Genomic DNA, 22,947 nt, shown 5'->3' with positions numbered 1-22,947 from the left:
GTCTGTTTTCCTTCTTCAAATTTGGAAGGACAGCTCAGCGCCGAGTGATTACCTTGCTGTTTCGCCGGCCCCGCGCGAACGGCACCCCAAGAAATAAGCCAACTAGAACATCAAAGCAGAATGAGCATCCGCTACGACAATCCACACCTCAGTCATGTTGTGACAGAACCGCACTCACGTTTGACGCCTTGGTCGCAACAGCTTGTGCGGCGAAAGTACGCGTTAGATGCGTGGTTTTCCAAATCGGGTAAGCCGGATGACGTCAGGGAGTTCGTGGCACGGCCTCCCAGCGGATGGGTCCAGACATGGCGGACCATCTCCCCATGGACCTTCGTTCGCGCGGTTCTCCCTTTTTTTGACGTCGCCGAAAAGGAGTACAGCGGCAAAGGGACAGAGAGAGGTGTCTTATGGTTGGAACCCTCAGTAGTAGTTGGGGAAAGCGGGCGGTGGCGAGCCTCAGCCCTCAACGACGAGGAGCGCCAACAGGCACTCGAGTGCTGCGAGAGACAAATCGCCCAATTCCTCGAAATAGGAGAATGGTCGTCCAAGGTCGGTGGAACGCGAGGTCTGGACCCGCATCCTCGATGCTTGCATATCGAACCTCTTGGTTTGTATCTCGCGAATGAAGGAAAGAATCGCGTCGCTTTGTATCAAGAGCTCAAGTTGCCGATGCCGGCCGACGTATGGTCAAGCGAGTACATTGCGCCACAGAGGATGGCGCTAATCGAGCGCGACGACGAGTGGGCGGTGCAACTCGACGACCGCGAGATTCGTACGATTCGCTACTGCGCGGACATCATCGTTCCGATGTTGGCAGCGTACGGGGTTGCTACGCTGCAGCCTCAACAATTGAAAGCGCCGGAGACAAATGTGCTCCGCCGAGTGCTGCGCTCGCTTGCCAAGCGTTAGCGCGGCGCGTGCAAACGAAGCGCAGAAACAGCCTGAATCGCGTATGCGAGAGCCACTATCGCATGCTTGCCGCCGACGCGTGAACCTCATCCGGAACCAAAAAATCGTGTGTTCGACGGGGGCGGAGCCTGCGTGGTCGAATGGTATCGAGCATCTTCGATTCACTCATCAGCAGGTCATAGAAATCCTCGGCGCGCACGGACTTTTCGTCTCCAGCGCGGATTCGCACCAAGGGCAGCCCGGAAAGCGTGAATAGTAGGTTTTTCAGTTCGTCGCGTTCAGCAGCTTCATCGGTGTCATGATGTATTGAATCCAGCTCGATGCCGACCACCGGGTCTTCATCCGCGGTGCAAAGCAAGACATCAACCTGGGCGGACCATGCATAGCTTCGCGCTCGTGTTGGGACTGTACCTTCCAGCCTTTCAATGTCAATGAAGCTGCGCAGTGGCAGATTCGGATACGCCTGGAGGGATGGGAAATACTGCCTAACCGCTCGAAGGAACTCTCGTTCTTGTTGGCTGGCACAAACATTCTTTCGGAAGTCGAAGGCATCGACGGCAGACCAGACGCCGACATTGAAGGTGCTGACAATCGCGACACGCTTGATCACCGTTGCCTGTACGATATGCGGGGCCGCACGTAACTCCTCTGGTCGACTGCGGCGCTGGTGCTGCGATTCGCCTAGCTGTTCGGAAGTGATTAAGCGAGCGGCGGGGAGCTTTGCATCCGGGTCTGCTTCTCGCATGGCGTTGTCGATACGCAAGTTGATAGCAATCAGCAGGTCGTCGTCGACAAGAATCAATCGACCATCGCGAACCACACGCCAAAGCTTAATGATGGTCTTGGGGGCGAGGAGGTCCCCGGCAAATGCTTGACGCAGCAACGACGGCAGCGTGCGCTGTGTTAGGGCGGTCACTTCGGGCTCGATGACATGGCCTTGGCGGTATTCAAGGTAGGCGGTAAGGAAGCCATCAACGTCTCGCGCTTCGAGCAACTCGCGCATCTTCTCGACGCTGGGGCTCATTGCACACCTCCACGACGCTCGAAACGCAGGAACAGGGCGTTGCCTAGGGCCCACGGCCACGAATCCGGCAGGTCAGGCAGGATTCCCTTTGTTGAAATCAGGTTAGGGACCGCTGCCGCGTACATGGTCAAGCCCAATTCCTCAATTGATGCCCTTAGCTGTTCTGCTTCGTAGGCATACACGAGGTGAGGCGGTTCCTGCTCTGCTGCGATGCCCCCCCCAATGGCAATCTTTTGCACTCGGAGACCATCGCTGAATTCTCGGATGGCCTCGCGAATTCCGTCTTCAATTTCCCCATCGAGGTCACGAGGCATTACGTATCGCACGGACTCCACCCGGGGCATAAGCGCTCGGAGCAGACCATCGTCGTCGATGCGCGCCATCTCAGATAGATTCGGTTTCGCAAAGACGTGGTTCGGCTTTTCGACCTTCAGGTTTTGCAGCATTTGGAAGACGAAGCCAACCGGCAGGATGTCCTGCATCGGCAACGGTTCGGCGCCGAACTTGTCGCAGTAGGCCTCCCACGAAAGCTCAGCGGCTTTCAGTTGGTGCAAGACGAAATGTAAGTCCACGCGGTAGTTATCTGGTGGCCCGCTAAGATAATCAACTTGCTTTGTTGACCCGTGAGGCCTGAACGTTCCACCGTGAATCTGCTTCGCGAGTCGGTATCGCCGCAGCAAACGTTCACAGTCAGCGATGCTGAGACCAGCGTGTATGCGTCCGGGCACGTACTCGTGCGGGCGTAACGTTTCAAGCGCCCACACATACCGGATGCCGTTGACGAACCACGCACCAACTCCCTCGTCCGGGACTGTGACGCGAATTTCGGGCAGTTCGTTCGTGTGGTCGTCCCGTAGCGATAACTCCATCTGATGCCAGCATGTGAGCTCATCGCCGCGTGCAATCTCGTATGCACCTCGAGGGTCGTCCTCGTTGTCCTCTCGCATGAGCACAAGTTCGGAGTTGAACACGTCGGTTACCGTAGCCGTATCCGCAGCAAACACCCCAGTTGCGTCGTTGGATGCGGCGCAAAGTTTCAACACTGCGTACCCGTCTAAGACCGCCTTGCCTCCCTCTTCGATATGACGTCGCAGCTTTTCGAACGCCGCTGACGCACCGTCGAGCCAGTCGGGGTCGTCTCCGGTCGGACGAACGGTACCGAGCGGCCAGGACTGCGGTTTCTGCTGCGAGTCGTCAGGCGTGGCGGGAACCGGCGTCGAGACGCTCAATGTGTTATTGGTGAAGATGAGCCTTAACACACCCAATGGCAACTGCCCCCGCGCAGCTAGGCGGTCGGCCCAGTCCTTCAGCTCGCTGGCCAAAGCGTCCCACGATGCAAAGTCCTTCTCGTCGAAGACATCCGTATCGAGCGTGAAAAGCCGCAATCGCGGTCTTCCAGTATCGCTGTTGGTGTGCCAACTGACATGATTGTTCAGTCGGGAGGCCGCATGTAAAGCATGGGTATGCTTGAGCGAAATGCCATGAGCCCGCAGTGCCTCGCGCAAACGCTTAGCAAGAGGCTTCGGGTCTTCGCCTGGCGCTGGCTCGACTCGAGAGATTACATCGTGTGCAGCACCGAGCGTGAATCGCGGTGCCTGCGGTTGAATATAGGTCCACAGTGCGGCAGCTTGAGCTTCGCGAGAAAGAGGCACGTGCTTCGGCGCGGACGCCGACAAATTGGCAGCCATATGTTGAGCTCCGTCGAGGAAAGCGCAGTGATGAACGGCACGCGTTGTTCGGCTTTCCCGGAGTTCAATCTAGCCGGTAGGACATGAGGGACTACATGCTGGTTTTGCCAGGGCGGAAAGGTATCCGCTGCGTGCGCTGACGGGAGCAACTCACCCACGATTCGGCTGAACCGCTATGAAACTTTACGCAGAAATGCTATCTCTTGTCAAGAGGATTGGCGGGGGATTTTCCGTTGGATACAGCCCATCTGGTCCAGTGTTGTGAGTACGTGGCGGAGAAGCGCCCTATAAGAGCAAACGAGACTATGCTAATTGCGTGCAAACATCGTCCGCGGCGGCTGATAGCCTGGACCGCATCCAGAGACAGCCCCCGACGTACAATTGTGAAGAAAGCACAGGAGACGCCGCGGAACGAATTACGCGTCGTCCGAGCGTGTTCGAAGAGGTACGAAATAGCTAACACAGAACCGAAGCACGCTTGCGTCGATGAATTCCACCCAGTTGCGGTCGATTGCACCCTTGCTGGTGTTTACTGCCCGCCCAATATTGCGGGCAGAGAGGCGCTTTCGCTGTTTCGGTAGATTTGAGATGAGCCAGAAGACCGCGCATCGTGGAACGCATCTGCACAACTAGGCCGTCTGTTCCATAGATGGTGATGGGCGATTCTTTAAGTGTCTCGTGATTTGGAAAAGCAGTTTTCGAACAATTTCCGCACCTTTCCCGACCAGTAATTGTGGCCGAGACGCGTCGCCCTCTCCGCTCAACTCGGTTCTAGCAACGTCGAGAAACTTAGCGTCAGTACATAGTTCAAACAATATCTGACTTAGTATGTCGTCCGTCCCCGCAGCAATCGTTGCGATGCTTGACAGCACCTCATAGATTCTCGTGCGCAGAATAAGTTCACCGCTAACCTTTACGACAAGTTTGGCATTCGGAGCTCCAGTTTTAAACAAATTACGAATAGTGTTTGCAACGGTTATCGCAAAGTTGTCACGCTGAGTCGGTGCAAGTTCGTCTTGAGCCCAAATAAGAAGTATCGAAAAACGAATGAAGTACTCGTCCACGGTGAACGACATCATTGTCGGGTTTTCCCTCGCCCACACCATGAACATACCTTCGTTCGCAAGTTCCTTCAGAAATGGTCTTGTACATTCATGCGACACTTCCACAAGAGAAATCAAGCACGTTAGCACCTCAGAGCGTGGTAAGTCGGTACGCGCTCTAAACACCTGGCCAATCTTCTTGGTTACAAGTTGGAAAAAATCTGAGCCTCTCGCGCGTAATTCCTGCCGGAGAACCCTTCCTGCGCGATTGTCTATATTCATTGGCAACGACTCCGCCACAATCCAATCGGAAAGATTATCATTGTTCGCAGAAACGTCAATCATATCTAGGACGACGGCCTCGAAGGGGTTTGCCCCCATGCTTTCGCAAATAGTTGCCCACCGTTCGATTGGAATGGGCAAGGAAATGCGTCGACCATCCGAAAGGTTTGCAGCTGTACGAATTCTTTCGTTGGAAAGTAGTTCAATCAGAGACCTTGTCCATAAATCCCACGCTCCCGGAGCAATAGGACTGTTCGTATCGGGAATAGCAGAGATTGCATGTATAAGCCCATTCACTTTGGCACCAGCGAATACAACGTCACCGGTTAGTTTGAGGTAGGCGTCTACTCCGTCCGCTATGTTGGGGTTAGATAAATCGAGCGAAATTGTAAACGCCATGACCCGGTCAATTCTCGGGCGAATATGCGTCAAGAAGCCCGTCGAGAAATGACCGGAAAGCGCCGGGTCGGTGAACATCACCAAAGCACGCAGAAAAGCAAGGAAAATCGCCTGCTCCTTTTGTGCCTCCTCGGGTGACTGAGACATCCTGGAGAAGTAATCAATTAGATATTGGTCCAGGACATCATGCGCCGCCGGGCTACTAAGGAGTACTTTGTGAAGTTCATCAGGCTCCCCCATCTCCAGCGCCCGTTGGAGATTCGGCAAAATCAACAGATATAAAGAGTCAGGCGACTTCTCCGCATGTAGGTATAAAGTTGCAAAGTCTTGCTCCATGGTCGGAGAGTAGAGGACCTTGGCCAACTCTGCCGGTACTTGCCACGGTCGTGCTCTCACCATGTCTCGAGAGAGGATATACGCGGCCAGCGTCGATAGTGGCATGTCGCCCTGCCGTTCGGTACAAAGAGCGACGAGCTCGTTTATGAAGACCACTAGCCGCCTAGGTGTCGGCGCGCCGCCAACTGTGGTCGCGTGCAGCAGTCGTGCAATGACCTCGTGGCTTCCGTCTTCGTCTGCACCAAAGCAATCTGCAAGCTTCTTGGCGAGGAAGCCTTTCCATGGGCGCAGCATCGGCAGTGGCAACGCCACGCGTACCTGAAAGACCTTTTCTAGGGTATTCCCCTTGCCTGAATCCGCATCGCTTGTGCCTGCGAGCTTCGAGAGGTAGCTCTCGCTCGCAATGGGAACGAGTAACCAAAGGTGCTTAAACCACCCGCTTTCGCGAAACGTCGGGTTATCGAGAAATGACCGAAGGAGAATCCAGACTTGCTTGGCTTCATCAAATTCAATGCGGTCGAGGTTGTCAACAACGATAACAAGCTTGCGTAACGGATACAGGCGTGGATTCAGAACGTCGCACATCAGACGTTCAAACTCGTCTTGAAACTCTATAGACGTCGGCTCAGGGTCCGTCAACGTCTCCGTCGTCTCGTCCAGCGTGGATTTTGTCAAGAGAATGTGAACATGTGGTGCGCTAATTCCTAATATGATAGAGAACAGAGCAACCGCACCACAACTTGTTAGTCCCCACAGGAGCCACGCTGGTGAGCCTTGAAGAGCCTTCGTAAGCAGACTATAGATAGCCGGGGAAAAGAGCGCACCAGTGACACTCAGAGCTAGTACTACTCGCGCGCTCCGCGTCATTTCAGGTTGTGTAGACTTCGTGACGCGCTTGCTCTTGCCGGCCATAGCCGCGAGCTTTTGTTTCCAGAACTTCGCAGAGTCGGACTCCGATTGAATCCAGTCGCAGGCGCGCAGGTCCTTTATGAGACTTTCGAAGAATGCGCGGCGCAAGCCATCACCGGAATGAATCCACGCGTCGTAGACGAACAACCGAGTCCGCGGATTTTTCTCGTCACGTGGCGTATTGTTGCCGGAAAGACGCTTTCTGAGGATTCGAACTACTGTCGATTTTCCAGCTCCCCATTCGCCGTCTAAGCGGACGCTTTTCCCTCCTTCGGACGTCTCAATCAGTGTGGCGAGCGCGTTCGCAATTCTTTCATGCGCACCGAACGAATCCTCAATCGCGGGTTCGTCAGGAAGTAGTTTGGGTTGACGGAATGTCATCGGAGGGAAATCACTTAGAGCCAGGTTGCAAGCGCTAGGTCAGCATATATTTTGCGAGCGCAATCCTGAGATTGCGTCGCTAGTCGTCGTCTAGCTGGGCTGACGAGCATACCAAAATGGCTCAACGTTTCCATGTGCGGATGAATGTGCTCAGAGAGAGTTCGTTTTGGCCGTATTGCCAATTTGGGTCAACTTTGCGAGGGACACTTTGCCGCGAAAGCGAACCGGGCGCAACACTTCCCACCCACCGGCTACGATTCCATGATTCGGACTTCGGAGAGCGGCGCTCTGTCCGTGCGAGTCGACCCACGCGGCGAGCTTCGCGCGGCTCGTGTATGGGTAGGGCAGTAGCAGTTGTCGGGGCGCGGCGTGGCGCTATTCGTCGGTCGCGGGCAGAAGTTGTCGCGTGCGCTTCATAACCCAAGCCACCTCGAGTTGCGAAAACTCCCACTCGCCGGCGTCGACCTTCAATCTCACGCCCTTCTCGGCGCGGCTCAGCGCCACGTCAGGCGTCAGACCGGATGTCTCAATGTTTCGTGAGGCGTACTCGGCAAGCTGGGCAGCCAGGTCTTCGCAGGCGTCGTGGCGTACCCAAAGTTCCTCGTCGGTGAGTGCGCTTTGATAGCGACCGTCAACCTCGCGAACCAGGAGCTTGGGTTGCCCACCGGATACCGCGCCAGGGTCTGGCTCTCTCGGAAAATCGTCAGGCACACGTCGGTCTGTCAACCCGCCCTCCATAGTCGTGGCAGCGTCACCTCTACTTGCTCATGGTACACGCCTCCCATCTGGGCTCAGGGCGTGTTCGTTCGCCGGATGTTGCGGCGCGCGCAGACGGTCTACACTGAATCTTGACCCGCCGCCTAGGAGCCAACATGTCGACAGACGGGAAATCGCCCCCATCTATAGCCGGAGCCGTTGAGCTCGCACGCGTGCGTATGAGTGAGCTGCTCGCGCGGGTCGGAGCCAGCCTACCTTTCGATGTTCAGCGTGAGCTTTTGGCCGGGGTGGAGGCGATACTCGTGGAGGCGTTGAGCCGTCATCCAGCCTGGCGGCCAGATGTTGCCGACTCCCTATCCGTCAGCGAAGCGGCGACGCTTCTTTTCGTTTCTCGCCCACACATACTGAAGCTGCTCCAGCAGGGAAAACTGACGCTTCACCACGAAACTGGGAGCGACAGGTTCATCACCAAGGCCTCGGTAATGGAGCAGTTGGCAACCCGCAACGCGGCAGTCGAGACGTACAACTCATCGACATCCGACGAGGATTGAGCTTGCCGTCTGGCACTTCAACGCGGACATGGCCCTACAGCTGCGCGCATGCCCGGGTCCGCAAAGCATCCGTTCCAACACGTCAGCCATCGGTAGGCAACCAGTTAAGCGAAGGCTAAAATGGCGTTTCGCTGACCGACCCGAGGGAGCCGAAAGACACGCTCTCGACGGCCATGTCCGTTCTACCGCGCTTCCCATGTTAGCTATCTCGTGTCATCGAACTGACGGCAAAGGCTGCGTTCGACGACCTGCACGTGGAAATCGCGGACGGCTGTCGGTGCCCTGAACCCTGAGCGCTCCACCTTCTCTCTATGATTTCGTTCCAGCAGGCCGTCAGCCTTCGCGAGATTGAAGCCGAATACGATGCGGCTGGCCACGACCCCATTTTGCGGATTCCACTCGCCCTTCGGTACGGTGGTGCAGTTGGCGTCCCATCGGCGCTGATGCAGTACGTCGCGACGTGGTCACGCCTTCAAGCGAATTCCGCGCTTCGACTGTACGGACACGTTGACAGCAATCCGATGGAAGCCCTGGCGCAAGAGCCTCACGGGCTGGTATCCACATATTTCGCCGGCTCGGTCGAAGTGCCGGGACGTGAAGACCCGTTATCGACACGGGAGGCACTTTCATTTGGAGTCGGCAGAATCCAGGCCATGCAGGAGAGCCAGTTCCGCGACACGATGCGCGGCAGAGGGGTCTTCCTCTGTTGCTTTGCACGGGCGAAGAACGAATATCTCCTTCCGCTCTATAACCGGCCGCAGCCCGGCGCGCTGCGCTCGCGAGCGGATTTCGTCTTGCTCACCTCGAAGATAATCACTGCATGCGCGCCCGCGGCGGAAGGGAAGGTTTCCGAGGAAGCCAATACCTCGATTGGGACATTGATATACGAGCTCTTCAAGAACACCGATGAGCACGCCGCCGTCGACGAGGATGGGAAACCGTATGTCAGAAACATACGGGCGCTCATGGCAAAGTTCATTTCCTACGACCGCGATGCTCAACACGAGCAAGTGGTCTCCGACGACGCGGTGTTTAACGAATACCTTGCTGAGCACTCTGCAGCTCACGCGGCGGCGGGGCCTGGCGGAGATTCGCCGCTTCAGCGTACGTCGTTTTTGGAGTTGACGGTGCTCGACACTGGCCCGGGCCTCGTGCGTCGCTGGATGTCACGATACGGTGCGCCATCGGCAGGCGCTCTCTCCATTGACGAAGAGGTCGACATCGTTAAGCGGTGCTTCGCTCTGCACCAGACAACGAAAGATACGAATGCTAGCGGCGGCGGACTTACCTACGTACTCAAAACACTGAGCGAGTTGAACGCATATCTTCGACTCCGCACGGGACGGATTTGCCTCGTCCAAGATTTTTCGAACACGCCCGCCGGCGTATTTGAGCCAACGCATTGGCTCGAAGACCATATAGAACTGAGCCACACCGTAGGCGCATCGTATTCCATTGTGATTCCCATGACGACAGCGGTGTCGCGATGAAGGGTTTTTTTTCGTTTGATTGCGTACTCGAAAGCAGTTCGCCGGTCCGAAACTTCCATTTCCTCTTCAAGCCACCAGGCACGTTCAACGTAGCGAACCTGGCCGATGCGATTGAGGTCGGCTTGCAAGGCATCAATCCGCCAGATGTGGTCGCCATCATCTGCGAGACAGAGGAGGCCGCTGAGGTCAAGAAGGCGTTCGAGCAACCGCTGCTCATCCAAGCGTTAAACCGTACGTCGAACAAAGTTTGCCTTTGTATCTGCTCATTTAGCCACGACGGGACCATTAAGCAGGTGGATGCGCTCACAAACGCTGTCGCTGACCTTGAGCGGTTGTTCCGCGGTCAGACCGCGGCCATCCGGAACGCGGGGCTCAAAAAACTGTTTTCGGCTAAGCACGTCTCCGTCGTTGCGCCGCCGGGCTTCACCTTCGTCAAACCGTCTCAGAAGCGCTCGACGCACTTCTTGCGCGCCGAAGAAGCATTGACCGAAGTCGAAGGTGTCCAGTTCCTCGCATTTGCGCTGCTCGAAAAGCTCTGCAATCGCGCCCGGAAAGTTGGAGCGAACCTCGACGTGATTTTCGTCGACACGATGGGGATTGCTGCGGTCGCCTACGCGCTGCGTGACATGTACTGCACGTTGTTTGAGGTTGCAAAACCTCGCGTGGTCACATTCCATTCTCATGAGGGCATAGACAAAATCGATGCGCCGCTTCATGGCACGTCGTTCACGCTCATCTCGGCATCATCGTCGATGAATCTGGAGCGAGACTGGAAACAGAAGGTGAAATGCGACGCTACCGAGGTCGTCACGCTTCTGACGCTGCTCGACGCGAAGGACTCCCAGGACGCTCTCTTCGCACTTCCAGCGCCGGCAGGCCTCGATGGCAGGCCGCACCATAAACACCTGAAGGACCTGCCAATCGTCGGCGAGCGCTTCGCTCCAGAAGACTTGTTGCCGAAGTCGGTCCTGCTTCGAAAGAAGCAACATCGACTGCAAGAAGTCTCTGATTTTTGCGAGGCCTACGGTCTGAACGGCGCGCTCGCTGTTCAAGCTCGTGGCCCGATTCCAACTGCCAAAGTCCGCCCCATTTATCTCGATGGACGGAAGCTGATGGACAACGAAAACTTCAGGGAATTCGCCGACAAGCTGGTGGGTCAGCAGACCCCCGCATCGGTGAGCGCCATCATTTATCAAGATGATGAAGCGTCGCGTGAGATTGCGGAATACTGCGCTGAGAAGCTGCGGGAAGTCATGCATCGAGCGACTCCGCTCACTCTGGTAAGCGACGCCGAAATCGAGTCTGGTGATACTGACCTGGATAGTACCGCTGGGATTCTGGTTGTTGCAGCGGTGGTCGGACGTGGCACGCGCCTGCTCTCGATAAGCCGTGACTTACGGGACGTCCACTCGGGCGCGCGCACCTACTTCATTGGAGCCCAGATTGCGGAGACCGCAGCTCAGCTCTCCGCACTTCCGTTGAATCTCAAGCATTCGGCTTCAAATGCGGAAATTAGAATCGAGAGATTCGCGGGCATCGCTGTTGGGCAAGGTATCGATGAATCGTTCGAGGAAGAGTTGCAGGCGTTCCGAAATATTCAACGGCAGTTGGGCGACCCTTTCGCCGCGCGCTTCGAGCGCCTCGCCGGCTCCGCGAACGGCTTGGGGAACGCGGTCTTTATGCCGCGCGACGACAACCTCGTTGAGGATATGCGACTCCGTCCTGATTTCGCGTACTGGGACCCTTTTTACGGGGAAGTAAACGACACAAACGCTGCCGTACTGGCGACGGCCGGTGCGCTTCTCCAGAATGCCAGAGAGGGCCAGAAATTCGCGAGTGAAATCGACCGGCTCGCCACCGACGCATTCCAGCAGGTCATCCTCAATCCAGAGAACTTTACGCGGTACAACGATGGCGCAATCCAGGCAGCACTTTTGCGCTGCGCGCGGCCCAGCGAGCTGGACTACTCGCGAGAAGAGAGCGCCAGCCAGTTCATGCTGGACCTGCTGGCCAACATCTTCGAGCAGCACAATCGGCGACAAGGCGAGGCAGCGTGCGAGTTTGCGTTCGCGCTGTACACACAAAAATTGCGCCTCCAGCAGCGGCACCTTGATGACCTGAAGGCTCGTATTCAGCCGAAGCTGGAAGGCGCCACCCACAAGCTTCGCCTGCTCCGCATACTGTTTGGATTCGACGCGATGCCGGCAAGCGAGACCCTTCCCGACGACTTTTGAACGGGGTGTTGTCGGTCGCATCGTGGTGTACCGATAAGCGTTTACGAATTCAAACCACCACGGACAAGTGGTGCGAAGTGCTACCGGGGGTAACGTGGCGATGAAAGCACTCGAGAGAGAATGGAAGGGCCCACCAGGTCAAATGGACGGCCCCGTTCAGAACTGGGAGCCCATCAAAGGACTGCTTCCGTACGAAAGCAGTTGGGTTGCGGCCGTCGACGGTCCAGACAAGGCGCAAGGAAAAAGAGGCCATAGACTGTCTGCGGCGACCATCGAAACCATCCGCGGTTTGTGGCTTGGTCCATGCGGCACGTCAGAACCGGATTTGAAGCCGGTAGAAAGTTGTCACGCTGGTCACTTTCACTGTTATCGAACTAGCCTTCGTGGAAAAGGTGAAGTGGTGTTCAGGGCTTGGCGCGAGCAAAGCGGTGGTTCGCCTGTTTGGTCATGCTCGAGTTTGAGGGAAGCCGGCCATCGATACTCCTGGACCCGGCACCCCGCAGGAAGCTTTGAGCAGTTAGGCGCCGCGCTTCAATGCGCCATGAGCAGCCGAGATGAACTTCTGACGAACGTAGTTTGCCGAAAGATTCTCGATTGGGGCGGTGTGCGCGACCGAGAAGACGCGGCGCGCATCGACTGGCTCGACGAGCAAACTCGGCGCGGAAGTTTGATTTCAAGCATCCAATCTGCGACGCGCGCTCTACGCGCCTCATCGACGACACCTCTCGACGGTCTGTTCGCACGAGACGCCATCCCAATGACGTCCGGAACCACAAAAATCTTCGCCGCCGCAGCATTAGATTTTTCTGCGGGCTGGAGCGCGCCAACCCAAGATGTGCTGATTTTCGACGGGCGAGTTACCGCGGCTCTCGGACTTATCGCGCGCCGCGTTTCTCATGCCGTTCCGAAAGCATTTCGATTCCCTGCCAGTCGAGAGTCAAAACGACGACGCGACCCGTCTTGCGCCCATCTCACTTTCCCCAACTTGCACTTAATAAGCAATCTCGAGCGCGCGCAATTCGCGAGGTTGGGGGCGCGGTGCATCGAACAGGTTGTCGGGAAATCTGATTTCCTTCTAGCTGAGAAGGCCCTGTTCATGGTTGGCTATGACGTCAGGAACCTCTGCGACGGCGAGCCGAGGTCGTGCTCATAGCTTCACCGGAACTGCCGGTTCACACCGGTCATCGACACGCGATAGGTGTACATCCTCTTATTCGCACCGTATTGCGCGACGACCTCTTCGTCGGGCAACCCTTGGCGTCGAATATGGACAAGCGCATCTCGCGGCGGTAGCACGCCAGCCAGCCCGTCCTCCGTAGGCCTTCAGCAGCATCACGCCTTCGGAGGACATGCTCACCTTTTCCGGCTCGTGATTACGGATGCGATGCGCCAGCTCGTGCATGAGGTCGCTCGGCTGTCGCGTTGGTGAATGCGACGAGTTCAGGATGAGCGGTGTTTTTTCGCCAACGACGAGACTCTGACGGTTGCTATCGCCGCCACCTCATGTTTACGTCCGCTACGGCAATTGCGAGTGCGGACTTCGCAGCTAAGAGAAAGCTGCGGCTTGCGTTCCTGCCGAGTGCATCTTCAGGAAGCTCCAAGGCCATCGGAATTGACTTTGGCCAAACGGGTGCCGGCGAACGGGTCGTAACGCCAGTCGATGCTTTGCCGCCGCTGGACATTCTGTTCTCGAGCTTCATCAACCGCGAAATGCTCGAGCGATTGTCCGGCACTGGTCGCCTGGACGACCCACTGCGGGGCTGCGCCTTCACCATCCCAACCGTTGCCAAAAGCGTCGCGATACCGCACTGCACGCTGGCGACGTTGGTCCTCGGCAATCGAGGCGGCAACATCTTCGGGTTCGATACTGATTTCGGCCATTCTGCGTCGCAAATAAGCGACCATGCTTTCGCGCTTTCTCTCGTCCATCCGATTCTTCTTTGCTAAACACACGGTAGCTGGGCTGACCTGTGCGAAGGTGTACAGCCACAATAGCACAAAGCGCATCCTGCTCTTGCGAGCGGGTGTTCGCTTTCGTTGGTCAATCCGAGCGCAAGCGTATGGCCAAGCTTGCCGCGAAGGATACCGACTAGCGAGAATGCCCGCTCGCGCGTCGCTGGTTTCGACGGACGCACGTCAATACGGCCGGATACCGATGCGAGGGTTTAGGCAGGCGTAGACGAGTGTGGACGCAATAAACAGCAGCACGAGCCCAGCTACTATTTGGCCGACACGACTCATCCTCTCTATTTTCGTGAATAGTACGCTTCCCAGGAGCAGCAGCGCCGCGCCCGTGAAGAAATCGCTTGCCATCCCACCTGCTGCTTGGCTATCAACGAAGCTGAGGTAGTCGTAGCTTAGAAGGCGGTGGAGTTGGTCCAGGCTTCTGAGGGAAGCCAGCGTTCCGATGCTTAGAACCAATCCAACCAGCGAGACGATGGATGCGGTCGTTGTCAGCGCGATTTCGGCGGTCTTTTTCATGAGATTAGCCGACCGTGTAGAAGGCTTGCGACTGGGCGTAGACGAGGATGGCAAGCAACGCGATAGCCCAGCCAAGTACAAAAACAAAGCGCTTTCGGTCGCCATTGCCGCGGAACATGAAAAGGCTTGCCACCGCACTGACGACTGCAACAGCCAGGACGTAGAAACGGCTCGCCAGAAGCTCCGCTGCGGGCGCAGCCCGGTCCAAACGATTGGCCCAATGATAAGTGATGGGCTTCAGCGCCAGGCCGTCCGCGATAACCGAGGGCTTAAACAGCAGCCCGATGGATGGAGAGCCGGCTGCGATGTAGCACAGGATAAGCGCCGCGAGAACGGTGACCGTAAGTTTCAGCTTCATAGGTTGTTAAACTCGGCAAAATTCCAGCGCACATGCTTGTTCATCGTCCCCCAGACATCCGAGTCCCAATCCCTGTAGCTACCGTAAAGGCGCTGATACATCCACTTGCCATTGCGTTGTTCGTAGACGGCATCTTGGACCGGTGAGCCCAAGTAGTTTGGGCTTTCTCGGTTCCCATCGTTCGTCGAGCGCAGCCATGGCCCAAGCTCAAGGTAGCTTGTCCACTTCCGGCGTGGGGTTTCGCCAGGCCCTGGGAAGTTGCCTTGCATGATTTCGACCTTGCCTGGCCCAACTCCTGTTACGAGCTGGATATGGCCGCCATTGAACTCAACGAAGAGGTCACCAGGCAACAGGTCGCCGTCGGCCACAGGAGCGGAATTCTTCAGCACGTCGGGGGCGCCGCTCGCGTAGGCAACGTCGAGGGCGAACCCGGCGGGAGTCGGAGGAGCCGTCTTGTTTCCGGACTTGTAGTCCTTGTCGATGTTCTTGAAGACGGCCGAAGCGGTCTTGATTTTCAAGGGGAGTTTGTTCCGCGAAGCAAATTCGATGAGGACCTCGAAGGCGAAGTCTTCACATGTGAAGCGGTTCGCATCGTCCCCGCCGGTCGGTGACCCGTCAATGGGCTCGCTATCCAGCTTCGACATATCAACCTTACGAGCCTGGATGTCCTTGGCCAGAGCGGGTACTGACGCATGGTATTTCGCAATCCACTGGTCGTTCCATACGTTGCTGTGAACCCAATAGACCTTGCACTGAACTGTGACGGGCTTCCGGTCGTCCTTCGGCGTCATCAGAGCGTTGGCTAGCTGCATTATTCGCTCCCCTGCGCCAGGTGAAGCAAGAACTGCACGTCATGCGCATTGTTCGCCGAAAGCAGGTCTGTCTTGCCGTTGGCTGATGTGACTCCCTGCACAGTGGTCCCGTCTTGGGTTTTGAGCAGGTAAGGCAAGCCTTCCACGGGCTCTCCGTCGCTATTGATAATCCGGAAGTGCTGGTCATAGGACTGGGCGGCATGCTCCATCGACTCGCCGGTGGAGGTATATCCCATTCTCGCTAAGTCGTGGCCTTCATAGCTCTCGAACATGTCCGATTGAGACGCACGCATGACGGGAGGGGGCTCACACTTGCAAGCGCAAATGTCACCTTCCAGCGCACGTTGCTTGCCCATCATCAATCCCGGCCAACGTGGACCTTGTGCAACGATGCGCCCGACCGACTTGCACGCTGGGCAGGATACCTGTGCTCCGACGAAGGTGAGCTCAGTGTCTTTGTGAGTGGCCAGCGGAATCCCTTCGACCACAGTTCCGCCGGCGGACGACTTATCGCCGACCATCAGGTGACTACGTTTCATGCCGATTTTGCCCTCGGTATTTTATGTATTGTGGCGTGAATAAATAACATAAATGCCACGTGCATTGCAAGGCCGTCGCCAAAATCGATGAAAATGATTCTGTAATCAAAATTGCATAGCGGTGTAGCGCAATCTGCCGTCGTGATGTAGTGCGTCTAATTCAATCATTCCGGGTAGCCCTTGTGCACCTTGGACGCAGTCGAGGCAAAGGCGATACCTCCAAGCGCAACCTGGAGGTATTACACGAAGAGGGCCTTGGCCACGCGCGACCGCGTCGTCAAACTTGTGCAGAAGAGCGGAGTCACTGTGGCTGACATCAAGCCTCACCCTTGTTGCATGAAACGAGGCGCAAGGCTCGGTAAGAAGGCCGCCATCGGTGTTGTGGCCGTTCCGCTGAAATACATGGCCCCGAAAACTGGCGCGATATGGTCGGGATACACCCGAGTCCGGTCGTGGGTGGCAAGCGCGAAGAACCGCAGCTGCGCACTAGTTGATTCCGTTGAGTCAAGCACCTACGGGCAGGGGGGTGGTCGCTAGCCATTGCCCCAGGTCCCTGCAATCGACGGCATTCCATTCCCACAAATCAAATGGATATTCTCCTTTGCTGTAAATTTCTTGCTTCTCTTTTTTGCGAGCGAGATACTCTTTGGTGTTCATGCCGTAGACTTCTACTACTACGGGCTCCGTTGTGTCAAGCAACACAAAATCTGGGTGAACCTGCATATATTCTTTTGCGTCGTAGCGCAGAGGTTTTCTAAATGCGCGCTCTTCGCTTATGAGATGTAATGCGAGGTCTCGCTCGTAACCCGAGTCGTAAGGTATTTGACTGTGAACTACCGGCATTGCCACCACGGAGCTTATCGTCGCGTATGGTTTGATTTTTCCGGGCTCTGCAATCCCGAGGATAATTAAATCATCTTTAAATTTTTGAGAGTACGTCTTTAGCTGGGTTTCGAAACTGTCAATCATCGGGTCGATGACTGAATGTGCTGAATTTGAATAAAGTGTAACGTTTAGACCGAGTTTTTGGTGAGGGAAAAATCTTTATTATTTGCGTTAATTAGTGCATTTGCTTCGTCGTGATTGAGGGTTGCGATGAAAAGTAGAAATCTGTTCTTTCTTTGTGCTTCTTTGAATTTCGCTTGATTTCTATCTTTCTGATTCGGTGTTTCAGAGTGCAGTGGAAGAAGCAAGATATCGGATAGGCCGAACTGCAATCCATTGATTCCGCGTGGGCGAATGCCATTCGCAGCATGTCGAATTTTCCCCCAAATGTTATCCGAGCGAGTGCCGAGGAATTCATGTAGCCCAGCTCGCTCCCATAAAAGGTGGAGTAATCCCAATTCGGTGATGCGATTTGTTATCTCGCGGGTAATCATATTGCGAAAATGGTATTCAGTTTTATTTGCGGGTTGTGCCTCGACTTTCTTTTTAAGTGACTTTGAGAGTGAGATGAGTAATTCTTCCTCGTCTGTGCTGGATAGCGCCTCCATGTCATATCCCATCGTCGCAATCTCTTCCTGCTTTAGCTTGTGATGCCTGCAAAGCTTGTAATGCATGTCCCCGGTATTTGAATCTCTCACGGGAAAATAATTTCCGTCACGATGCGATACATGCATCGGAGGCTTTCCTTTGTTGCATAAGCAGTAAATTGAATCTTTCTTGCCGATTATTGATTTCAGTAGGGAATTAATTTCATCTTGATGTAATGCTGAGAAGTCTGTTATTTCATTGAGAATTTTGTATTTTGCCATCTCTAATTTCTCGTTGGGTGATGCTGGTGACGACAAATCTCTGTCGAATTAACGAAGTATGCCATAGAGGGATAAAAAGCACATCTGTTGCAGTTTTTTAGTCGCCGACCATGCATGCTGCATGCTTTTATATGCTGCTTGTTATGCAACGCACGACGACGGAGGAAAAACGTTAACCATCGAATGCGAGTTGCCACATGTGATTATCAGTCCGCACGAACCATGACCACGTTGGTAAGCTGGGTTCAGGTCGCGCTGGCGCTCCGACACCGGCCGAGATAACCGGGCGCAGACCTGCGATTCCAAGCTGCGCCATCTGCGAACTGTCCTCGCTGTTAGCCGAGGTGCGATTGCTCCGGCAGAGACTGCTTACCGGAGTATCAACATGACCAAAATCACAATGGCGAGCACCACCCCGACTATCGACACGGTCCCGCCGAGCCACATCGCGAGCCGGTCAACGTTCTTCTGCGATGAAGCGAAGCGGAACAACCATTCAGCAAGAGCGCAGGGTCGTTTCATGTGGCGCTCCAGCTAAAAGCTGCGGTCGTGATGGACATCGGCTAGCCACCGTCGAATATGCTGACGAGGTATAGCGTCTCCGATGCCGCGGGCCGAATCGAGGAGGAGAAAATGCGCTAGCAGCGCGCCCGGTTCTCTGCCAAATTGGCTCGCACCAAACACCGCGTCATCTATCGCGAGCCAGTTCTTCAACCGATGTCCGTATGCGTAGCTGACGATGACATAGGTTCGGTCGGCGCCGCTCAACACATAGCTCATCCGGGGTTTGATGTCTCGTGTTGTGCCGACGACTCGGCCCGCCAGTTCCAATGGCAGGTGAGAAACGACTTCGGCGACGGACAATTTCTGCAGCCACGACGTGGTAAGAACGATTTCGACGTCTGGGTATGGCTCCAGCAATTCAACGAGCAGTGGGGCAAACTCCATTGGACGCCGCCCAGAGTCGAGCGTTATCTGGTTGCACTCGTCGATAAATGCGCGGCCAACATGGAGCGTTCCATCAAAATCGACAAACAACGTCGGCGTTGTCTCGTCTAGTACGAAGGACGTTCCAGCATCGGATAGGCCGGCGTTTGGCGGTGCCGCTGGTTGATAGCTGATGGTATGGCCGAGCATGCGCAGGGTGACTTCGGCGTCACCGGTTGGCATAACGAGCAATCGCAAGCCAAGTCCTCTCAGGACGGTGAGCAGCGAGTCGGTGTCGACAGTTTGCCCGTCTTCGATGTGGCCCAGCAGGACCGCATCGACGTTCATCGCATCGGCGGCATCGAGAAGGCTAAGCTCGCACGCAATCCGTTGCTTCCTGACCAGTTGCCCAAGCGACTGCAGGTCGAGTGCCAGTGGGCTCGGGCCGGGGTCTGTCTGCGGAGATGTAAGAGACATGGCTTCAGTGCAATCGAAATTCGAACACGCTGGAACGCTGCGGTCACTTTCCGCGGTGACAAGCAGTTGCCCGGTGACATCGGTATGCGATGTCACGCTGTTCGCCTGACACCAGCGCTGCCAGACGTAGTCTGCGTTACTCGACCAGCCTGGCGCCCCAATCAGTTGATAAATACGGCCAGACGCCGTTTCGCCTCGCAAGGAGCGGCAATCGAACACGACGATTGCGGTACTGACACGTCCTGTATGGTCTCGCTCGTTTGCGCCGACAAAATGTCGAGTGCCGTCATCGGTCTCAAGAATTCTCCACCGGGATAACACGACCTCGGGCTCCGTGGTCACAGAAGCGGACGTCCAGATTGGCACGGGAATCTCCTTGCTTCCGAAGAGCTATCAGCGTGGGTTCGGGCTTCCCTTCCAGCGCTGCTCCCTCGGGCGGTTCTTCCATGCTAGTCGCAATTTTGTTGCGCGAAAGCGGAAAACGTAGACTGTTTTATCGGTGATTTTCGCGGACGTCTTATGCTTTATTTCTTACCGATGGGTCGGCTTATGGTTTATTGCAGCAAGCCTGACAGATGATAGAGCCATCGTTCGCGGACACCTTGTGCTTGATTCCGTGGGCAGGTTACGGCTAACGGCACAAGTGTTCCGTTTGGGCATCCTTGTGCCTGTACGGCGTGTATTGACGGGCTTCTCGGGGATTCCGAGGAGGGCTGTCTCATTCCGTTGACTTCCGCCGATTCGTGGGGGTAGTTTCTGGGGTAGGTCGCAGGCGGCGATGGGAGATACCCCCATGACACTCTCCGATACTTCGATCCGCAAAGCTAAGCCAGGCGCAAAGTCGTTCAAGCTGTTCGATGGCGGCGGTCTCTATCTCCTTTTGACTCCGACCGGCTCACGCTTCTTGCATCGGCTAGAACGCGACATGTTTCCGTCTCTAGGCAGGCGTCCGATTGCGGAAACCGCGCCGCTGGAGTTACTGACTGCCTTGCGGAGGATCGAGCGACGAGGAGCGATCGACACGGCCCATCGCTCCCTGCAGAAATGCGGACAGATCTTCAGATACGCGGTGGTGACGGGGCGGGTGAGCCACGACCCCACGACCGATCTTCACGAGGCGCTCAAGCCTGCCCCAACGCAGCATTACGCGTCGATCACGGATCCAAAGGAGGTTGGCGCGCTGATGCGTGCGATCCGGGGCTACGCCGGTGGCTTTGAAACGAAATGTGCACTCCTTATCGGTATCCTGACCTTTGTTCGTCCCGGGGAGCTTCGCAAGGCTGAATGGTCCGAATTCGACTTCGATCATGCAGAGTGGCGTATCTCCGCCAGCAGGATGAAGATGAAAGAGCAGCATATCGTGCCTCTGTCGAAGCAGTCACTTGCCGTTTTGAAGGAGCTTTATTCGGTAACGGGGCATGGACGGTACGTCTTTCCCAGTGTCAGGACCAGTGTGCGACCGATGAGCGAAAACACCGTGAATGCGGCACTGCGGAGACTCGGCTACACGAGTGAGCAAATGACCGGTCATGGGTTCCGCAGTACCGCGTCGACGTTGTTCAATGAACAGGGGTGGCCATCCGATGCGATCGAACGGCAGCTATCTCACGGCGAGCGGGATGAGGTGAGGGGGGCTTACAACTTTGCAGAGTATCTGCCGCTGCGCAGGAAAATGATGCAGGCATGGGCTGATTACCTTGATACTCTTGAATGCGATACGGTGGCGATTCGCCCAGAGTTTCTGTAGGACATGCGCAACGCGTTGGCATATTTCGATGTCGGGGACCGCGTGATGCCTGGAGCAAGTTCCTGCGGATCTTTGCGTGACCATAACCACCGGCGATGTTGTTGCCGATGGCGCATCGAACATGCAGCGTAAAGATGTACGGTGCCGTCATCGAGTGGGAGTGCCCATGTCCCCCGGTGGGTCAGAATTCGACCGACGTTGACGGTTTGGGGCGTCGGCCCGCGGGAAATCCGGCGCGAACAGAAGGCAACCGCGCGCCAACCCTCAAGCTAAGCGTGAGCCGTCTCCGGCGTAGCGGTCAACTTGACGCCAAGCGCATGCATCAACTTGAACACGGTTTCGAGCTTTGGCTTGGAACCCGGGGCTAGTGTCTTGTACAGGCTTTCCCGTCCAACCCCTGCGTCGGCTGCAACCTTGGCGATGCCGCGCGCTTTGGCGACATCTGCGATTGCCGCCATGAGCAGATCTGAGTCACCTTCTTCAAGGGCTGCATTGAGGTAAGCGGCGATGACTTCCTCGCTGTCCAGGTGCTCCGATACGTCGAAGCGGGAGATCTTGACTTTGCTCATGCTTGCTCCTTGATTGTCTTCCACATGGCCTTGGCGCGCTTGATGTCGGCCTTCTGGGTCGACTTGTCGCCGCCACACAGAAGTAGGTAGGTCACACGGCCTTCGCGCGCAAAATAGACCCGATAGCCGGGGCCAACGTCGACCTTCATTTCGGAAACGCCTTCATCGAGAACCTTGTACTCGCCGAAGTTGCCCAGCTCGGCGCGCTTGATCCGCAAGTAGATCGCAGCGCGTGCTTTGACGTCTGTCAGTGCGCTGACCCAATCGGTGAATTCTTCGGTGGCATTAACTATGTTCACGGCCGAGGGTGGAGTAGAACGAACATCTATTGTATCTATTTGGATACAATAAAGCAAGTGCTGTAACGCATGCACCAGCGCCGCCAACTGAAAAGTGAGCGGTCCCAAGGCGATCCCGGAAGCCTCGCCCCCGCCTTGTAGTCGTAACCCATTTCCGAAGGGCCGGGGCACAACGAGTCCACCTATGCCTGCGGCGGCAATGTTTTCGCCTCGCGTCTCGTTCCATTTTGTTCCGCCCATCATTGGGGGTAGGTTTGGGGGTAACCCGTACATCCCCACATCGTGGGCGCCCTTGCGAGGCGCGCTTGACCGACGTCAATGCGACTCCCACCTGGCCCACCATCCAAAGAGTTCCAGTAGAGTCCAGAGTGTTCCGTTTGGGGCATCCTAGTGCCCGTACGGCGTGTATTGACGGGCTTCTCGGGGATTCCGAGGCGGGCTGTCTCATTCCGTTGACTTCCACCGATTCGTGGGGGTAGTTTCTGGGGTACGTCGCAGGCGGCGATGGGAGATACCCCCCGTGACACTCTCCGATACATTGATTCGCAAAGCTAAGCCAGGCGCAAAGCCGGTCAAGCTGTTCGATGGCGGCGGTCTCTATGTCCTTTTGACTCCGACCGGCTCGCGCTTCTTGCATCGGCTTGAACGCGATATGTTTTCGTCTCTAGGCAGGCGTCCGATTGCGGAAATCACGCCGCTGGAGTTACTGACTGCCTTGCGGAGGATTGAGCGACGAGGCGCGATCGATACAGCTCATCGCTCCCTGCAGAAATGCGGGCAGATCTTCAGATACGCAGTGGTGACTGGGCGGGTAAGCCACGATCCCACGACTGATCTTCACGAGGCGCTCAAGCCTGCCCCAAAGCAGCATTACGCGTCGATCACGGATCCAAAGGAGGTTGGCGCGCTGATGCGTGCGATTCGGGGCTACGCTGGCGGCTTTGAAACGAAATGTGCGCTCTTTATCGGCATCCTGACCTTTGTTCGCCCCGGGGAGCTTCGTAAGGCCGAATGGTCCGAG

General features: G+C 56.1%; 21 protein-coding genes. 6 read left to right on the top strand and 15 right to left on the bottom strand.

The window, feature by feature from the left end; genetic code table 11:
• Positions 1-609: 609 nt before the first annotated feature.
• Positions 610-909 (top strand): hypothetical protein, encoded by a 300-nt coding sequence (locus DWV00_RS11820; RefSeq protein WP_115533745.1) that lies wholly within the window; start codon positions 610-612, stop codon positions 907-909.
• A gap of 55 nt (positions 910-964) precedes the next feature.
• On the opposite strand, the gene DWV00_RS11815 is transcribed toward DWV00_RS11820, so the two are convergent.
• The 4 genes from DWV00_RS11815 to DWV00_RS11800 all read right to left on the bottom strand — a co-directional run bounded on the left by DWV00_RS11815 (position 965) and on the right by DWV00_RS11800 (position 7,697).
• A complete protein-coding gene (locus DWV00_RS11815) occupies positions 965-1,933 on the bottom strand; it encodes a DUF2726 domain-containing protein (RefSeq protein WP_115533744.1) in 969 nt (322 codons plus the stop codon).
• Positions 1,930-3,621, bottom strand: a complete 1,692-nt coding sequence (locus DWV00_RS11810; RefSeq protein ID WP_147297882.1) for a hypothetical protein — start codon at positions 3,619-3,621, stop codon at positions 1,930-1,932. Before DWV00_RS11810 ends, DWV00_RS11815 begins: the two co-directional genes overlap by 4 nt.
• A gap of 629 nt (positions 3,622-4,250) precedes the next feature.
• Positions 4,251-6,971 (bottom strand): P-loop NTPase fold protein, encoded by a 2,721-nt coding sequence (locus tag DWV00_RS11805; protein ID WP_115533742.1) that lies wholly within the window; start codon positions 6,969-6,971, stop codon positions 4,251-4,253.
• A gap of 375 nt (positions 6,972-7,346) precedes the next feature.
• Complete coding sequence (locus DWV00_RS11800) at positions 7,347-7,697, bottom strand: hypothetical protein (RefSeq protein ID WP_115533902.1); 351 nt, start codon at positions 7,695-7,697, stop codon at positions 7,347-7,349.
• Between the two features lie 209 nt (positions 7,698-7,906).
• Here DWV00_RS11800 and DWV00_RS11795 point away from each other — a divergent pair, with 209 nt between their 5' ends.
• The 3 genes from DWV00_RS11795 to DWV00_RS11785 all read left to right on the top strand — a co-directional run bounded on the left by DWV00_RS11795 (position 7,907) and on the right by DWV00_RS11785 (position 11,963).
• On the top strand, positions 7,907-8,239 hold the full coding sequence (locus DWV00_RS11795) for an excisionase family DNA-binding protein (RefSeq protein WP_220274682.1): 333 nt from the start codon (positions 7,907-7,909) through the stop codon (positions 8,237-8,239).
• Positions 8,240-8,550: 311 nt separating this feature from the next.
• Positions 8,551-9,729 carry a hypothetical protein gene (locus DWV00_RS11790; RefSeq protein ID WP_115533740.1) on the top strand — a complete coding sequence of 393 codons (1,179 nt, stop codon included), beginning with the start codon at positions 8,551-8,553 and terminating at the stop codon, positions 9,727-9,729.
• Positions 9,726-11,963 (top strand): hypothetical protein, encoded by a 2,238-nt coding sequence (locus DWV00_RS11785; RefSeq protein WP_115533739.1) that lies wholly within the window; start codon positions 9,726-9,728, stop codon positions 11,961-11,963. Before DWV00_RS11790 ends, DWV00_RS11785 begins: the two co-directional genes overlap by 4 nt.
• A 1,210-nt stretch (positions 11,964-13,173) precedes the next feature.
• On the opposite strand, the gene DWV00_RS35065 is transcribed toward DWV00_RS11785, so the two are convergent.
• The 9 genes from DWV00_RS35065 to DWV00_RS34960 all read right to left on the bottom strand — a co-directional run bounded on the left by DWV00_RS35065 (position 13,174) and on the right by DWV00_RS34960 (position 19,677).
• Entirely contained in the window at positions 13,174-13,407 is a 234-nt protein-coding gene (locus DWV00_RS35065) for an ImmA/IrrE family metallo-endopeptidase (protein ID WP_425452756.1), read from the bottom strand.
• A 143-nt stretch (positions 13,408-13,550) separates the two neighbouring features.
• Positions 13,551-13,892 (bottom strand): H-NS family nucleoid-associated regulatory protein, encoded by a 342-nt coding sequence (locus tag DWV00_RS11775; RefSeq protein WP_115533901.1) that lies wholly within the window; start codon positions 13,890-13,892, stop codon positions 13,551-13,553.
• A 207-nt stretch (positions 13,893-14,099) separates the two neighbouring features.
• A complete protein-coding gene (locus DWV00_RS11770; RefSeq protein ID WP_115533737.1) occupies positions 14,100-14,444 on the bottom strand; it encodes a hypothetical protein in 345 nt (114 codons plus the stop codon).
• A gap of 4 nt (positions 14,445-14,448) precedes the next feature.
• Positions 14,449-14,802 carry a hypothetical protein gene (locus DWV00_RS11765; protein ID WP_115533736.1) on the bottom strand — a complete coding sequence of 118 codons (354 nt, stop codon included), beginning with the start codon at positions 14,800-14,802 and terminating at the stop codon, positions 14,449-14,451.
• On the bottom strand, positions 14,799-15,614 hold the full coding sequence (locus DWV00_RS11760; protein WP_115533735.1) for a hypothetical protein: 816 nt from the start codon (positions 15,612-15,614) through the stop codon (positions 14,799-14,801). The genes DWV00_RS11765 and DWV00_RS11760 overlap by 4 nt, the downstream gene beginning before the upstream one ends.
• Positions 15,614-16,153, bottom strand: a complete 540-nt coding sequence (locus tag DWV00_RS11755; protein ID WP_115533734.1) for a PAAR domain-containing protein — start codon at positions 16,151-16,153, stop codon at positions 15,614-15,616. The genes DWV00_RS11760 and DWV00_RS11755 overlap by 1 nt, the downstream gene beginning before the upstream one ends.
• 504 nt (positions 16,154-16,657) lie before the next feature.
• Positions 16,658-17,131 (bottom strand): DUF1173 family protein, encoded by a 474-nt coding sequence (locus DWV00_RS34895; protein WP_484419727.1) that lies wholly within the window; start codon positions 17,129-17,131, stop codon positions 16,658-16,660.
• A gap of 35 nt (positions 17,132-17,166) precedes the next feature.
• The gene (locus tag DWV00_RS34890) at positions 17,167-17,907 is read right to left on the bottom strand and encodes a DUF1173 family protein (protein WP_115533731.1); all 741 of its coding nucleotides are present in this window, start codon (positions 17,905-17,907) and stop codon (positions 17,167-17,169) included.
• Positions 17,908-18,441: 534 nt separating this feature from the next.
• Positions 18,442-19,677, bottom strand: a complete 1,236-nt coding sequence (locus tag DWV00_RS34960) for an HAD domain-containing protein (RefSeq protein WP_342766973.1) — start codon at positions 19,675-19,677, stop codon at positions 18,442-18,444.
• Positions 19,678-20,104: 427 nt separating this feature from the next.
• On the opposite strand from DWV00_RS34960, the gene DWV00_RS11725 reads away from it, so the two are divergent.
• The gene (locus DWV00_RS11725) at positions 20,105-21,058 is read left to right on the top strand and encodes a site-specific integrase (protein WP_115533899.1); all 954 of its coding nucleotides are present in this window, start codon (positions 20,105-20,107) and stop codon (positions 21,056-21,058) included.
• A 269-nt stretch (positions 21,059-21,327) separates the two neighbouring features.
• Here DWV00_RS11725 and DWV00_RS11720 read toward each other — a convergent pair whose 3' ends face one another.
• Positions 21,328-21,627, bottom strand: coding sequence for an addiction module antidote protein (locus DWV00_RS11720; protein WP_115533730.1), 300 nt, complete (start codon positions 21,625-21,627; stop codon positions 21,328-21,330).
• Positions 21,624-22,169 (bottom strand): type II toxin-antitoxin system RelE/ParE family toxin, encoded by a 546-nt coding sequence (locus DWV00_RS34955; protein WP_342766972.1) that lies wholly within the window; start codon positions 22,167-22,169, stop codon positions 21,624-21,626. The genes DWV00_RS11720 and DWV00_RS34955 overlap by 4 nt, the downstream gene beginning before the upstream one ends.
• Before the next feature lie 277 nt (positions 22,170-22,446).
• Between DWV00_RS34955 and DWV00_RS33995 the strand changes: the two genes are divergently transcribed.
• On the top strand, positions 22,447-22,947 hold a 501-nt coding region (locus DWV00_RS33995), incomplete at its 3' end, for a phage integrase central domain-containing protein (RefSeq protein ID WP_425452750.1).

It is taken from the genome of Trinickia dinghuensis, assembly GCF_003367175.1.
Classification (GTDB): Bacteria; Pseudomonadota; Gammaproteobacteria; order Burkholderiales; family Burkholderiaceae; genus Trinickia; species Trinickia dinghuensis.
The sequence above is the reverse complement of the archived record's forward strand: the minus strand, read 5'-3'. Positions and strand labels throughout refer to the sequence as shown.